The organism is Enterococcus sp. E5-37, from assembly GCF_035726925.1.
Classification (GTDB): Bacteria; Bacillota; Bacilli; order Lactobacillales; family Enterococcaceae; genus Enterococcus_B; species Enterococcus_B faecium.
The window spans coordinates 132,371-146,843 of the sequence record NZ_JAPMLG010000002.1; the positions used below are offsets into that span (position 1 = coordinate 132,371).

The 14,473-nt window shown below is 37.8% G+C and carries 12 protein-coding genes and 1 pseudogene; 3 read left to right on the forward strand and 10 right to left on the reverse strand.

What is annotated here, in order from left to right:
• Positions 1 to 162: 162 nt before the first annotated feature.
• On the reverse strand, positions 163 to 1,452 hold the full coding sequence (locus tag OS138_RS02205; RefSeq protein ID WP_195911642.1) for an ABC transporter substrate-binding protein: 1,290 nt from the start codon (positions 1,450 to 1,452) through the stop codon (positions 163 to 165).
• Complete coding sequence (gene arfA / locus OS138_RS02210; protein WP_325069632.1) at positions 1,424 to 2,941, reverse strand: arabinosylfuranosidase ArfA; 1,518 nt, start codon at positions 2,939 to 2,941, stop codon at positions 1,424 to 1,426. Before arfA ends, OS138_RS02205 begins: the two co-directional genes overlap by 29 nt.
• A 197-nt stretch (positions 2,942 to 3,138) precedes the next feature.
• Here arfA and OS138_RS02215 point away from each other — a divergent pair, with 197 nt between their 5' ends.
• Positions 3,139 to 4,029, forward strand: coding sequence for an ArsR/SmtB family transcription factor (locus OS138_RS02215; RefSeq protein WP_325069633.1), 891 nt, complete (start codon positions 3,139 to 3,141; stop codon positions 4,027 to 4,029).
• A 72-nt stretch (positions 4,030 to 4,101) separates the two neighbouring features.
• On the opposite strand, the gene nadE is transcribed toward OS138_RS02215, so the two are convergent.
• The 3 genes from nadE to OS138_RS02230 all read right to left on the reverse strand — a co-directional run bounded on the left by nadE (position 4,102) and on the right by OS138_RS02230 (position 7,410).
• Positions 4,102 to 4,926, reverse strand: a complete 825-nt coding sequence (gene nadE / locus OS138_RS02220) for an ammonia-dependent NAD(+) synthetase (RefSeq protein WP_002307174.1) — start codon at positions 4,924 to 4,926, stop codon at positions 4,102 to 4,104.
• An 11-nt stretch (positions 4,927 to 4,937) separates the two neighbouring features.
• Positions 4,938 to 6,410: a nicotinate phosphoribosyltransferase gene (locus tag OS138_RS02225; protein ID WP_002297685.1), complete on the reverse strand. Its 1,473-nt coding sequence runs from the start codon at positions 6,408 to 6,410 to the stop codon at positions 4,938 to 4,940.
• A 637-nt stretch (positions 6,411 to 7,047) separates the two neighbouring features.
• Positions 7,048 to 7,410 carry a DUF1827 family protein gene (locus tag OS138_RS02230; RefSeq protein WP_002287305.1) on the reverse strand — a complete coding sequence of 121 codons (363 nt, stop codon included), beginning with the start codon at positions 7,408 to 7,410 and terminating at the stop codon, positions 7,048 to 7,050.
• A 221-nt stretch (positions 7,411 to 7,631) separates the two neighbouring features.
• On the opposite strand from OS138_RS02230, the pseudogene OS138_RS02235 reads away from it, so the two are divergent.
• A pseudogene (locus OS138_RS02235) lies at positions 7,632 to 8,415 on the forward strand (MerR family transcriptional regulator).
• 105 nt (positions 8,416 to 8,520) lie between these two features.
• On the opposite strand, the gene OS138_RS02240 reads toward OS138_RS02235, so the two are convergent.
• The 5 genes from OS138_RS02240 to groES all read right to left on the reverse strand — a co-directional run bounded on the left by OS138_RS02240 (position 8,521) and on the right by groES (position 13,511).
• Positions 8,521 to 9,444 carry a LacI family DNA-binding transcriptional regulator gene (locus OS138_RS02240; RefSeq protein ID WP_325069634.1) on the reverse strand — a complete coding sequence of 308 codons (924 nt, stop codon included), beginning with the start codon at positions 9,442 to 9,444 and terminating at the stop codon, positions 8,521 to 8,523.
• Positions 9,445 to 9,458: 14 nt separating this feature from the next.
• Complete coding sequence (locus OS138_RS02245) at positions 9,459 to 9,731, reverse strand: hypothetical protein (protein WP_002297679.1); 273 nt, start codon at positions 9,729 to 9,731, stop codon at positions 9,459 to 9,461.
• An 82-nt stretch (positions 9,732 to 9,813) separates the two neighbouring features.
• Complete coding sequence (locus OS138_RS02250; protein ID WP_002310042.1) at positions 9,814 to 11,220, reverse strand: PTS sugar transporter subunit IIC; 1,407 nt, start codon at positions 11,218 to 11,220, stop codon at positions 9,814 to 9,816.
• A 330-nt stretch (positions 11,221 to 11,550) separates the two neighbouring features.
• Positions 11,551 to 13,176 (reverse strand): chaperonin GroEL, encoded by a 1,626-nt coding sequence (groL, locus tag OS138_RS02255; RefSeq protein WP_002290607.1) that lies wholly within the window; start codon positions 13,174 to 13,176, stop codon positions 11,551 to 11,553.
• A gap of 50 nt (positions 13,177 to 13,226) precedes the next feature.
• Positions 13,227 to 13,511 carry a co-chaperone GroES gene (groES, locus tag OS138_RS02260; protein ID WP_002288862.1) on the reverse strand — a complete coding sequence of 95 codons (285 nt, stop codon included), beginning with the start codon at positions 13,509 to 13,511 and terminating at the stop codon, positions 13,227 to 13,229.
• 224 nt (positions 13,512 to 13,735) lie between these two features.
• Here groES and OS138_RS02265 point away from each other — a divergent pair, with 224 nt between their 5' ends.
• A complete protein-coding gene (locus OS138_RS02265) occupies positions 13,736 to 14,398 on the forward strand; it encodes a CPBP family intramembrane glutamic endopeptidase (protein ID WP_002299792.1) in 663 nt (220 codons plus the stop codon).
• Positions 14,399 to 14,473: the final 75 nt, after the last annotated feature.

Consider the following 14,473-nt stretch of genomic DNA (forward strand, 5'->3'; position numbering starts at 1 on the left):
ATCTTTCATTTTGATAAAATATACGATCTTGGTTTAAACGAATCTGAATAAGATATCCGAACAATCGCTGTGATTTTTGCAATAACACCTATCTGCAAACACTACGTCAATCATTCAGATATCTGTATCTTGCCAACAGTCTATCCTGTATAAAGGTCTGTACTATTTTTGCAGTAATTGATTGATGGCATCATCTGCATCGTTCATGAGTGTCTCAGGATCTTCTCCTGCTAATAATTTTTCAATCAGTGGATTGATGATATCGTTATTGATCGCAGAGATTTGGGTAAAACCTGGTAAATATGGCTCTGCATAGTCCATTTGTTTCGATAATTCAGATACAATAGGATCATTTTTTACTTCTTCATCTTTTGCTACTGAGTCCAAGTAGGCAGGAAAACCATTTTCGATACTCCATTTTTTACCAATTTCAGTTGTATTCCAATATTTCAAAAACTCATAGACAGCTTCTTTTTTATTATTATCTGTACTTGCCGGAATGGCATATCCTACGCCATCTAAAATAGCTGTTTTTTTGTCTGAATCACTCCCTTGTGGTAAGGTAGTCACATTATAATCAATCTCGTTTGCTTTCAATCCGTTATTTAACCATGGCCCATTGATTTCAATGGCTAGTTGACCAGCATTCATTAAATTGTCCATTTCGGCGCCAGAAATCGATTCTGGACCAGTCTTGTCTACATGGATCATTTTTTGGATCGCTTTTAACGTTTTAAGGTTCTCAGGAGACGCAAATTCAGACTTAGTATAATCATCGTTCACTAATTTACCGTCATTTGCTAACATCCAGTTATATAACGGTGCAGTTCCATCCTTATTGAAGACAAAACCTGATACATTTTTACTACTATCAGTTAATTTTGGTGCCATTTCTGTCAATTCTTCCCAAGTAGTAGGTGGTTGTTCAGTATCTAATCCAGCTTGTTTAAACAAATCATTATTCCAATACATATACATTCCTTGTACCTGCATGGGGACAAAATACTGTTTACCTTCTACTTCACCTAATTCAATAGCCGTTTCTTTAAAATCAGATTTATCTACTCCATCATATTCCCAGAAATCGTCTAATGGTTGTACCGCTCCGTTTTCTACATACTGTGCAAAATCTGGATAATTTAATGCAATAAAGTCAGGTGCTTTTTTAGAAGAAATCGCTGTAGGAAGTTTTTCATTCAAATTGGCCCAAGTCATGATATCCATTTCAATTTTGATGTTTTTATCATTTGTTTTATTAAATTCATTAACGATTTCTTGCAATATTTCACCATCAGATGCAGTAAACCCATTCCAAAAAGTCAAAGTCACTTCTTTATCAGAATCAGATTCTGCTGAACTTCCGCCACCGCAAGCTCCTAAAATACCTGTTGCAGCTACCAACAAAGAGCCAATTAACCATTTTTTACCTTTCATTTTTTGTTCCTCCTTCATCTGATAAACGACATCTGACCACATTCCAAGATAGCGGTTTCAAAAAACAATTGATTTTCCCATCTTCAGCTTTTACATTTGTTGAATGACTTGGTTTTACTTGTTCACTTTTAGGAAGATTAGTTGCTTTTGTATCAAACCCACTCATTTCAGAAAAATCAATCACTCCCTCTACTGATAATTCAGACAAGTAAACAGTTAAATTCATTTCTTCTTCTCCACGGTTAACTGCAAATATGACAAGTTCTTTGTCATTTATTACGGCTATACTTTCTAAATACGGCACTTCTTCAAAATCTTCCGTCGCATAGTTTGCTGAATGAATTTGTGGGCTTAACACCTCTCCTTGTCCATACACAGCAGCTTGCATAAATGGATAATAGATCGTCTGTCTCCAAGCTTCTCCGTTTGTTTCTGTCCTGATTGGTGCAATAACATTTACCAATTGAGCAAGACAAGCAATCTTTACTCTATCTGCATGTTTCAATAAAGTGATTAATAGACAGCCTAATAGTAATGCATCTTCAAAATTATAGTTATCTTCTAGTAAAGGAGGAGCAATCTGCCAAGGCGCTGCTTGCTCATCTTGTTCCGCTGAATGATACCAAATATTCCATTCATCAAAGGACAGGTTGATCTGCTTCTTACTATGTTTCTTCGCCTTGACTGTATCGCACATCGCTGTCACTTCAGAAATGAACCGATCCATGTCTAAGGAACGTGCAAGATAATGAGAAAGATCATTTTTTTGGTTGCCATAATATTGATGAAGAGACAAATAATCTATTTGATCGTACGCTTGATCAAGAACTGTTAACTCCCAATCACCAAATGTAGGCATTTGCCGATTCGAACTTCCGCATAAAACCACCTCAATTGAATCATCTACGAGTTTCATCGCCTTAGCCGTTTCCTCTGCTAACCGTCCATATTCTTCCGCTGTTTTATGTCCAATCTGCCAAGGACCGTCCATTTCATTCCCTAAACACCATGTCTTAATTCCAAAAGGGCTCTCTTGACCATTCGAACGCCTTAAATCACTCCAATAAGTTCCTTTAGGAAAATTACAATATTCGACTAAATTACGAGCTGCATCTACCCCACGAGTACCCAGATTGACAGCCATATTGATTTCGGCCCCCACATGCTGACACCAGTTATAAAATTCATGAATCCCAACTTCATTCGTTTCAATTGTCCGCCAAGCTAAATCCAACCTTCTAGGCCTATTTGCTATGGGCCCAATACTGTCTTCCCAACGAAATCCTGACACAAAATTCCCACCAGGATATCTAATCATGGGAATGTTCAATTCTTTTACCAAGTGAATGACGTCTTGGCGAAATCCACTTTTATTAGCTGATGGATGATCTGGCTGATAAATCCCTTCATATACTGCTCGTCCCATATGTTCAATAAATGAACTGTACAACCGCGGATCAACTTTGCCTACACGCTTGACACTACTAATCAACATTGTGGCTTCCATAACTGACCTCCTTTAATTTATACATGAATAATACACCTTGTTGAAAGCGTTGTCAATAATATAAATGTTAAACTTATTTATTTTTTATCGATTTTAATTAACAAAAATATTAATAATGATTAAAACAAATAATTTAATATAACTTTTATTAACAAATATGTTAATATAGAAGAAAAACCTTTTAAGAGGTGATATATATGCAACTACAAATAAACGAAGAATCCTTACCGGTATATGAAGCATTAGCTAGTAAAACAAGGATCAGGATCATCCAGCTACTTTCCAAAAAGAAGATGAATGTCAAAGATTTGGCAAAAGAACTTGGAGTAAGCAGTGCTATCACGACGATGCACGTGAAAAAGCTAGAGGAAGCAAACATCATCAAAACAGAGAAAGTAGGACAACAAAAAATTTCGAGCCTTCGTGTCGATAAAATCGATATCAGTTTTCCAGAAAAAATATTCAATGCTTTTGATATGAAAGAAACATCGATACCTATTGGTCACTATACAAATTATGCAATTGAACCAACATGCGGTTTAGCTACGATCCATGATTTTATCGGGAAAGTGGATGAACCACGCTATTTTATGGATCCTCGAAGGATGGATGCCCGCATTCTCTGGTTTACCAGCGGATTTGTCGAGTATCAGGCACCTAATTTTTTAAATACAGAGGATACATTGGAGATGTTGGAAGTTTCTGTGGAAATTTCTTCTGAATTTCCTTTTTCAAATGACAATTGGCCTTCAGATATCACTTTCAGCCTAAATGGTGTGGAGCTAGGAACATGGACGAGCCCTGGAGATTTTGCTGATATCCGCGGTAAATATACGCCTGATTGGTATCCAGATAATCTTAATCAATACGGCTTGCTGAAGACGATCCGAATTACCAAACACTTGACGAATATGAATGGAGAACCCTTGTCAAACATCACGATCAACGACATCCCTAAAGAGCAAGACACTTGGCATTTGCGAATCGAAGTGAAAGACGATGCCAAACATGTGGGGGGCTGTACTTTATTTGGTAAAGGATTCGGTAATTACGATCAGGATATCAAATTAAAAGTTTACTACAGCTGATATTTTTCTTTTCTATTTTATAAAACAAAAACAGCCAATCCCTATGAAGGGACGGCTGTTTTTGCTTTATTGTTATTTCCAGAAATCATCCAAAACGGAAATTGGCAAATGTCGTTTATGTTGTGTCTTGTTCCACCATGCTTCGATTTTTTCTTGTGCTTGAGCGGGAACTTCTTTTCCTTCTAGATAATCATCAATTTCATTATATGTGACACCTAGTGCGACTTCATCTGCAATCATTGGTTTCCCATCTTCAAGATCTGCAGTCGGAATTTTTGTGTATAATTTTTCCGGTGCATTCAATGCTTGAAGCAATTGTTTCCCTTGTCGTTTGTCCAAACGGAATAATGGCAAAATGTCGGCTCCACCATCACCAAATTTCGTGAAGAATCCAGTAATGTTTTCTGCAGCATGATCTGTCCCTAATACGGCTCCTGCTCTTTCTCCAGCTACGGCATATTGCGTAATCATACGTTGACGTGCTTTGATATTTCCTTTGTTAAAATCGCTGATTTCCACACCTGCTTCGCTTAATACTTGTACTTGTGCATCAACAGCTGGTTTGATATTTACTCGCAGACTAACATCGGGCTGGATAAAGTCAAGAGCAGCTTTTGCATCTTCTTCATCTGCTTGTTCACCATAAGGAAGACGAACAGCGATAAATTGATAGTTTTCATCTTTTGTTTCTTCACGCATTTCTTCCATCGTTAGTTGCGCCAAACGGCCTGCTAAAGTAGAATCTTGGCCGCCGCTAATACCTAGTACAAAAGTTTTAAGAAACGGATATTTTTTCAAATATGCTTTCATAAAGTCAATACTTTTACGTATTTCTTCTTTTGGATCAATTGTTGGTTTGACACCTAATTCATTGATAATTTCTGTCTGCAGGCTCATTTATTCTCCTCCTATGCTTCTGTATGAAGTTCTGCTACGCTTTTTTTCATTCGTTCCATGATAGCCATTTTATGGTTCCAGCATTCAGTAGACAGATCGACTGGGTATTTTTGCGGATTCAAGTCTCGTTTATACTCTTCCCATAGTGAATCTAGATTTTCTTTTGTATATTCTTTGATTTCGTTTAGTGCAGGTAATTCGTAAACTCTTTTTCCTTCGATAAAGATATCTTGTAAAACTGGGCGAGCTGTAAAGTCTCGAACAGTTTTATTGATAAACGTATGCACAGGATGGAACATGAAGATAGCTTCTTCTTCTCGAGGGTCTTCATCCCATAATGTAACGTAGTCTCCTTCAGATTTCCCATCAAAATTTCGAGTGATGCGCCACACTTGTTTTTTCCCTGGAGTAGTTACTTTTTCTGCATTGCTTGATAACTTGATCGTATCCATCATGTTTCCTTCATCATCTTCGATCGATACTAGCTTGAATACTGCACCAAGGGCTGGCTGATCATAGGCTGTGATCAATTTTGTCCCAACACCCCATACATCAATTTTAGCTTTTTGCATCTTTAAATTCAAAATCGTTGCTTCATCCAAGTCATTCGAAGCATAGATTTTTGCTTCCGTAAATCCGGCTGCATCTAATTGTTCCCGAACACGCTTAGATATATAGGCCATATCTCCACTGTCGATGCGTACGCCTTGGAAGTTGATTTTGTCACCTAATTCTTTCGCCACGCGAATCGCACTTGGCACACCTGATTTCAACGTATCATAAGTGTCGACTAAGAACACGCAGTCTTTATGGGTTTTAGCGTAGGCCATAAATGCTTCATAATCATTTCCATAAGATTGGACTAACGAATGAGCATGGGTCCCGCTAGCTGGTATCCCAAATATCTTCCCAGCACGTACATTGCTTGTTGCATCTGCTCCGCCGATATATGCCGCTCTAGTTCCCCAGACTGCTGCATCCAGTTCTTGTGCCCGTCTAGTTCCAAATTCCAATAGTGGATCTTCTCCGATGACAGATTTGATACGAGCTGCTTTTGTCGCGATCAACGTTTGGAAATTGACCATATTCAACAGTGCTGTTTCTACTAATTGGCAGTGCGCTAAAGGCCCTTCCACTTGGATCAATGGTTCATTTGCAAAAACTAGTTCTCCTTCACGAGCAGAACGAACTGTTGCTTTAAATTCAAAATTTTGTAAATACTCCAAAAAACCTTCAGGATAGACTTCTAATCCACGCAAGTAAGCAATATCGGAATCATTGAACGTCAGATTCTCTAAATAATTGACTAACCGTTCCAATCCTGCAAAAACCGCGTATCCGTGGTTAAAAGGCATTTCTCGAAAGTAACATTCAAAAACAGCATGTAAATCAGCTCGACCTAATTCCCAGTATGTCTGCATCATATTGATTTGATATAGATCCGTATGCAGCGTCAAACTGTCGTCTGGGTAAGTATTATTCATCTTGTATTACTCCTCTTGGCAAGTTTTCATTTCCTACCCATTATAACAAAAAAAATTAATAGGAAAAGAAATCTTCCATTTTTTCTGAAAAAGCACATGTTTTACGGATATTTCTTGCTAAAAATGAACTCCATCTGCTAAAACTATCCTTTCTTATTGGTATTTAACCTAAACGAGAAAGAATACTTATTTTATTCAATGTATCCGAGACACGAAGAAATTAGCGTTTTCTATTTTTCTTACTTGATAAAATAAGTAGCTTTTCCTACTACAATCGTAGCCGTTAAGATACCGATGATTGAACGAATATAACCAAATGTCTCTACAACATAATCAATGGCAAAAGTTTTTGAAGCAAATAATACAGCTTTCCTTTTTTGCTTCTTATCCCCAAAGAAACGGATATAACTTATTATGTATTGAATTTTTTTGGAAAGGCGAATTATGACAAGATATACCTTGCGTTGAAAAAACTCGCGGAAAAAATATCACACGTTTTTAAAAAGATACAAAGTAAGAAAGCAGCTGTCAATAGAATGGAAACAAAAATGGCGAGACATCAATCAGTCTCGCCTTGTTTTTTATTGTATACATTAGATATGGAGCAGGTTACCATAAAGATGATTATTAGTCGTTATTAAATAGAATCCTTCGTATTTTTTTGTTCTATCACTACAATATCTTTATTTGGACGTTTGAATTGTATTCCGGCACGTTCTAGCTCCTGTTTCACTCCTACATGGACTTTGACATCTTCTCGTGTCATTTTTAAAACGTGATGAATCGCATAGTCGATTTCTTGCCTTGTGATTTTTTTCTTCGTATTGATCATCACGACTTGCTTTTTATCATATGTGTCTACCAATAGCAGTTGTGTTCGATCTAACGAAAATAATTTGTAATAATTAATAGCCGTATTCCCAAAAAAGAATTCCACTACTTTAGGATAAAATGTCTTAATATTTAAATTACTATTCACAGGTGTTTCGATTAGCTTCATCTCATTCCTCTTTTCTATATAGTCGATTTAGATCCAACCTAAGTTATGTTACCATCTTTCCTAGCATTAAGGAATCGGTTACAATTGAACCTTTAAAGACAAAAGGATTTACCTTTTATCACTTAATAGTATAACATAATTTCATGAGAAAAAAATACAATTTTTTCTTGACCTTCTCGTTACGTAAAGGATTATGCTTACATTTGTCAGGAGGAAAAATAATGGAGTACACAATAAAGAAAATGTCAGAGATATCAGGAGTCAGTCCGAGAACCTTGCGCTTTTATGATGAGATTGGACTGCTAAAACCAGCTAGGATCAATTCTTCAGGTTATCGGATTTATGGCAAAAAAGAAGTCGATCGTCTGCAACACATCTTATTTTATCGAACAATGGCATTCAAGTTGGATGATATCCAAGAGGTCTTAGACAATCCATCTTTTGACCACCAGAAAGCTTTAATCAAGCATCAGCAAATGTTGCTGGAAAAACGGGCACAAATCGATACCCTCTTGACAACTGTCCAACAGACACTTGATATGTACGAAGGAGGAAGAAAAATGAGTGACAAAGAAAAATTTGAAGGGTTTAAACAACAAAAGTTGAAAGAAAATGAAGAATCCTATGGACAAGAGATTCGACAAAAATACGGAAAAAAAGGTTACAGCATCCAATGAAAAATGGATGAATATGGATAAAGAAACGTATGAAGAAATGCAAACTGTTGAAAAGCAGATGTTATTTGATCTCACTCTTTACTTAAAAGAACCAGAAGATGAAAGCTTAGCAGACCGTATCTTCCAAGCTCATAAGAAGTGGTTATCTTACAGCTGGCCTGAATATCAGCCAAAAGCGCATAAAGGACTAGGAATGATGTACGAAGCCGATGAACGGTTCACTGCATATTATGACGAGCGAAGTGGTCATGGTGCAGCAAAAGCTTTAAATGAAATTATCCAAAAAAGGCGTAATCTTTTACATGATCCAACAAAAAAGTACACGTAAAATGACCTAATAACAAAACAGCAGACACCCAAGTTAGATTTTTATGCTAACTTTTGGTGTCTGCTCCATTCTTTCACAAGTTTTTTCATCCTACTTTAAATATATTCATCGTTGAATAAACGTATAAGGTATTTTCACTTTATCCTTTTTTTCTGTAAGAAACAATTGAAATGCCATTTCTCCGCAAGCTTCCAGATGGTGGTCGATGGTTGGGAAACCAAGAAGCTCGCTGATCAGCAAATTATCGCGTCCAATCACCACTGGTGTCTTATCTTGCAGATAGCTTTGCAAGATGCCTGCTACAACCATATCCGAATTTGTAAAGACACCATCAACTCCAAGCTCTTTAAAAAAGAAGCCTGCTTGTTTTCCTTTCTCTGCATCTATACAATCCCAAAAAACAAGTGATTCATCAAAAGATGGAAAAAGTTGATGACATAGCTGCAAAGTGATTTTTGAGTTATAACTTAGCCTGCCACTTCGCCCCAACGTGATGCCCAATTGCTTTATACCTTGCTGCTTCAAATAAGTAAGGCCTTCTGTAATTGATTGTTCTCGATCAATAAAGACACAACTTGCCTGCTTTCCCTTGATTTCTTCACAAAAAACTAGAGGTCCATATTTTTGATATGCCAATAAATCATCTAGTGTATTGGCACGAGACGTAATGATCAATCCATCGAAAGCTTTAGCTGCAAATTCTTCAAGATACCTTCGCTCTTTTTCTTTCTGATAGCCCGTCGGTAAAAGTGTCACTTTGTAATCATAATCAAACGCTGCTTCAATGATCCCACTGATCAACTGATCAAAATACGGATGATTGGTATAAGGCAGAATCACTCCAATGCTTTTCGTTTTTCCATAACTTAACTGTCTGGCATTTGCATTAGGGATATAATCGACTTCTTTCATGACCGCAAGTATTTCTTTCCTTTTTTCCTCATCTACATATGGATGTCCATTGATTACACGTGAAATAGTAGAAACTGAATAACCTGTGAGCTTTGCGATATCTCGAATGTTTGCCACTGCTGCTTCGCCACCTATACAAAAAGATTTTCTTGTAAATAGTCTACCACAGCTGGACCGCATTCAAAAAACTGATACATTTTTCCTTCATGCGAAAAACTGATCCGCTGCCCGCCCCAATATATATCTTTTGTCAAAGTTTCGATTTCATTCATTGGTATTTCTTTTACTATATTCCTATTCAACCCTTGAAAACTGTACAACGTTAATACGGATCCCTTGAACTCGACAAACGCATAAAAATAATTGTTCGTTGTGCCATCTGTTATCTCTACATAAGTATTCATTGCAAGCCCTCCTTTTGATACTTTGAGTATAGTGTATGAAACGCGTCTCATAGCAAGGAGTTTGTTTTGCAATAGAAACGTTCTATTCCTCTGGTTCACCTAAATTTGGATCTAAGCGGTTTGCTGCTAAAATAAATGGCGCCCAGATCAAAGCAGCTACTATTAAATTAACGATTGTTAAAACGATGGCTCGCCAATCTCCCGCAGTAGCTAAAAATCCACTGATGATCGTTGGCATGACCCAGATCACATTTACTACAACCGGACGAACAAGCCCAGCCATCGTGGCAAAATAGGCGATCGTTGCAGTCGCAAGAGGTGCCAAGATGAACGGAATCATCAACAGCGGATTCAACACAACAGGAAGACCAAACATCACTGGTTCATTGATATTGAAGATTCCTGGTGCAATCCCCAACTTTCCTACCGTTTTATAATCTGCCCGTTTAGATAAAAATAAAATCATAACTATCAACACCAGCGTGACTCCAGCTCCTCCCGGCCAGACAAAAGCTTCAAAAGAACCTGCCACCCATTTGAAAGGGATGGGCTCATTATTTTGAAAGGCATTCGTGTTTTCGACCATCGCGGTACCATATAAGGTCTGCAAAACAGGTGACATAATATTTGTGCCGTGAAGACCAAAAAACCAAAGAACATGCACAAGAAGAACAATGATAAAGACCGCTCCATAACCTTGTGACAAGTTCATCAAAGGAGATTGGATGGCTTCAGAAATCCAGTCAATCAGCGGCTCGCCAGCTGTTTGTCTAAAGATATAATTAATCACACCAACGACGTATAAAGAAACTAATGCAGGAATAATCGCCGCAAAAGCTCTTGCTACAGCAGGTGGCACAGAATCCGGCATCCGTATGATGATCTTTTTCTTGATCAGAATCGCAAAAATAATGACAGAAATAAATCCAAAGATCATAGCAGTGAATAAACCAGACCCACCCATATATTTACCAAAATTAAAATAGCCCCATGCGCCTACTGATAACGTTTGTCCTCCATCTGGCGTTCCAGCAATCACACCACCTGCAGAAGTAATCAAATCTGCTGCGTCTTGCGAAAGCTTCTCGGGCAATGTCAACACCGCTGTTGCTGCATCGGGTAAGCCAATAATAAAAGCAACCAGAGAAACAATACTTCCTGAGACAGGATCGACCTCATAGGCTTTCGCTAGATTCGCTCCTAGTGATAAGGCAAAGACCACTGCCATAATAGCTAAAGTACCATTCCAGATCAATCCATTTACGCCAATGACTGGGGTAAAAAATGTCGTGATTGCATTCCCTTCACCTAGATACGTATTCGGAAAATCCCGCATAAATGCGTTCAGTAAAACAGCAATTGCTCCTGCCATCGTAGCTGGCATCGTACCAATAAAAGCATCCCTCAATGCAACCAAGTGTTTCTCCGACCCGATTTTCGTTGCAACTGGCAAAATATACTTCTCCATCCAACTCATTAATCCATTCATTTTTTCTCCTCCTGTTTTTATTGTTACCGAAGCTTCGTTTTGAATACGCATACATTATAATGATATTATAAATATAGCATAGTTATTCCTATCTGGCTATCTGTTTTTAGCAGATAAAATAAATAACTATGCGAATTCAAAAAACATGCATAATCCTTTATAAATAGTATAGTTTCCAACTACTCGCAAAAGCAAATGATACCATTTAAATAACGATTATTATGAATAAGTATACAAAAAAAGTAGAAAAGGAAGTATTTCGCTTCCTTTTCTACTTTTTATCTATCTTTCTCAAATAATGGGCTACGCTAGATAAGCAAGTTGCTTTTCTTACATCATACCGCCCATCATTGATGGATCCATTGCAGGAGCTGCTGGCGCTGCTGGTTCTGGTTTATCTGCAACGACTGCTTCTGTCGTTAATAACAAGGCAGAAACGGAAGCGGCATTTTGCAAGGCAGAACGTGTTACTTTAGTTGGGTCTACGATACCTGCTTCAACCATGTTTACCCATTCTCCAGTAGCAGCATTGAAACCAGTGCCTAGTTCCACGTTCTTCAATTTATCAACAATCACTGATCCTTCATAACCAGCGTTTTCAGCGATTTGACGAATTGGTTCTTCTAAAGCACGAACAACGATCTTGATACCTGTTGCCACGTCTCCTTCTGCTTCTACAGCAGAAACTTTGCTGATAACGTTCACTAGAGCTGTACCACCACCTGAGACCATTCCTTCTTCTACTGCGGCACGTGTAGCATTCAATGCATCTTCAATGCGTAATTTTAATTCTTTCAATTCTGTTTCAGTAGCTGCACCAACTTTAACAACAGCTACACCACCTGCTAATTTAGCTAAGCGTTCTTGTAATTTTTCGCGGTCAAAATCAGAAGTTGTTTCAGCAATTTGGTTTTTGATCAATTGCACACGAGCTTCGATTGCTTCTTTTTCTCCAGAACCTTCTACGATCGTTGTATTGTCTTTATCTACAACAACTTTAGAAGCATTTCCTAAGTTTTCGATTGTTGCATCTTTCAATTCTAAACCTAGATCGTCAGTAATTACTGTACCACCTGTCAAAATAGCGATATCTTCAAGCATTGCTTTACGACGATCGCCGAAACCAGGAGCTTTTACAGCTACTACGTTGAATGTTCCACGGATTTTGTTCAATACAAGAGTTGGCAATGCTTCACCATCTACATCGTCAGCAATAATTAACAATGGACGTGATTGTTGCAAGATTTGTTCTAACAATGGCAGAATATCTTGGATGTTAGAGATTTTTTTGTCTGTGATCAAGATATATGGATTTTCTAGAACAGCTTCCATTTTGTCGTTATCTGTTACCATATATTGTGATAAGTAACCACGATCAAACTGCATACCTTCTACAACATCTAGTTCTGTTTCGATCCCTTTTGATTCTTCGATTGTGATGACACCGTCGTTTCCAACTTTTTCCATTGCATCAGCAATCAAATGTCCAACTTTATCAGAACCCGAAGAAACAGCTGCTACTTGTGCAATGGCTTCTTTTGAATCAACAACAGTTGAGATATTATGCAATTCTTCGACTGCTGCTTTTGTTGCCAATTCGATCCCGCGACGAATGCCTAGAGGATTAGCACCTGCAGTTACGTTTTTTAAACCTTCGCGAACGATTGCTTGTGTCAGAACAGTTGCTGTCGTTGTACCGTCTCCTGCAATATCATTTGTTTTTGATGCTACTTCTGATACAAGTTTTGCACCCATGTTTTCAAAATGATCTTCTAATTCGATTTCTTTTGCGATCGTCACACCATCATTTGTGATCAATGGAGAGCCGTAAGATTTTTCTAGTACGACATTTCGGCCTTTAGGTCCTAATGTTACTTTCACTGTATCTGCTAATTTATCTACCCCGCGTAACATAGCTGCGCGTGCGTCTTCTGCAAATTTCAATTCTTTTGCCATGATTGATTCACCTCATTGATTATTTTTGATTATTTTTTTATCTTCAAAATTTACTCAACAATCGCCATGATATCTTTTCCTGCGACGATCAGATATTCTTTTCCTTCGTATTTTACTTCTGTACCGGCGTATTTTTCGAACATAACTTGGTCGCCTGCTTTTACAGCGGCAGGAACTTTTTCACCGTTTTCTAACAAACGGCCTTCACCGACTGCAACAACTGTCCCAGTTTGGGGTTTCTCTTTAGCAGCAGAAGCTAAAACGATTCCTCCGACAGTTTTTTCTTCTTCTTTTGCGACTTCGATAATGACGCGATCACCTAATGGTTTTAACACGATAAATCCCTCCGATAACTCTTTTTTTAATCTGTTAGCACTCTTAACCTTCGAGTGCTAACCTACATTTTTAATAATACTCATTCTCCCTCTTTTTTGCAAGCTTTTAAATCAAAGAAAAGAAATTTTATTCTGACAGCTGCTTATTGAAATTATGATATAATTGAAATCAATCGATATAAGCTTGCCTTGCATGCTTGTTATCCCTTAAAAGGAGGAATTACATGTCTTTAAAAAAATATAGCTTCCTCAGCATTTTTTGCTATGGTTTAATTTTTATCTCACCCTTGATCCTAGCTTCGATAGGACTTGTAAAATCTACGTCTGAATTGATCACAGCAACTGCAGTCATGTATATACTAGGCGCCGTTGTCCTAGCTATTTTTTATTTTAAGCAACGTGAACCCTTAGCGATCGAATCAGCGGTAAAAAAAGCTTCTGCTCCAAAGATTGTTATTTATGGATTGGTTGGAATCTTTGTCGCATTGATTCTGCAAAGCATCGCTGTCATGTTAGAATCTGTATTGTTTGGCGAAGCAACCCCTTCCGAGAATACACAAAATATCATCCAGATGATCATGGAAGCACCCGCTTTTATTTTGGCGACAACTGTTGCTGGACCCATCATGGAAGAGTTCGTATTCCGCCGCAGTATACTGGGGATCATCAGTCGATATTCAAATTTTTGGGTCGGAGCAGTGATCAGCTCTTTGCTGTTTGCGTTTGCTCATAATGATGGTCATCTGCTAATCTACTTTTTCCTAGGTTTCTTCTTCAGCCTAGAGTACAAAGCAACTGGTCGGATCTGGACATCGATGATCACACACGTAGGAATGAACACATTAGTTGTTCTTGTTCAATTAGCTGTCCAAAAAGGGCTAGTATAAACATGACTATAAATACTCCTGTCATCCTAGATTGGTGATTTTCCCAATCTAAAGCGACAGGAGTATTTTTGTTTT

Bases quoted from the DNA above. Each gene is read 5' to 3' on its own strand.
- OS138_RS02205 (WP_195911642.1), bottom strand. From the start codon at position 1,452: ATGAAGGAGGAACAAAAAATGAAAGGTAAAAAATGGTTAATTGGCTCT.
- arfA (WP_325069632.1), bottom strand. From the start codon at position 2,941: ATGGAAGCCACAATGTTGATTAGTAGTGTCAAGCGTGTAGGCAAAGTT.
- OS138_RS02215 (WP_325069633.1), top strand. From the start codon at position 3,139: ATGCAACTACAAATAAACGAAGAATCCTTACCGGTATATGAAGCATTA.
- nadE (WP_002307174.1), bottom strand. From the start codon at position 4,926: ATGAGCCTGCAGACAGAAATTATCAATGAATTAGGTGTCAAACCAACA.
- OS138_RS02225 (WP_002297685.1), bottom strand. From the start codon at position 6,410: ATGAATAATACTTACCCAGACGACAGTTTGACGCTGCATACGGATCTA.
- OS138_RS02230 (WP_002287305.1), bottom strand. From the start codon at position 7,410: ATGAAGCTAATCGAAACACCTGTGAATAGTAATTTAAATATTAAGACA.
- OS138_RS02245 (WP_002297679.1), bottom strand. From the start codon at position 9,731: ATGAATACTTATGTAGAGATAACAGATGGCACAACGAACAATTATTTT.
- OS138_RS02250 (WP_002310042.1), bottom strand. From the start codon at position 11,220: ATGAATGGATTAATGAGTTGGATGGAGAAGTATATTTTGCCAGTTGCA.
- groL (WP_002290607.1), bottom strand. From the start codon at position 13,176: ATGGCAAAAGAATTGAAATTTGCAGAAGACGCACGCGCAGCTATGTTA.
- OS138_RS02265 (WP_002299792.1), top strand. From the start codon at position 13,736: ATGTCTTTAAAAAAATATAGCTTCCTCAGCATTTTTTGCTATGGTTTA.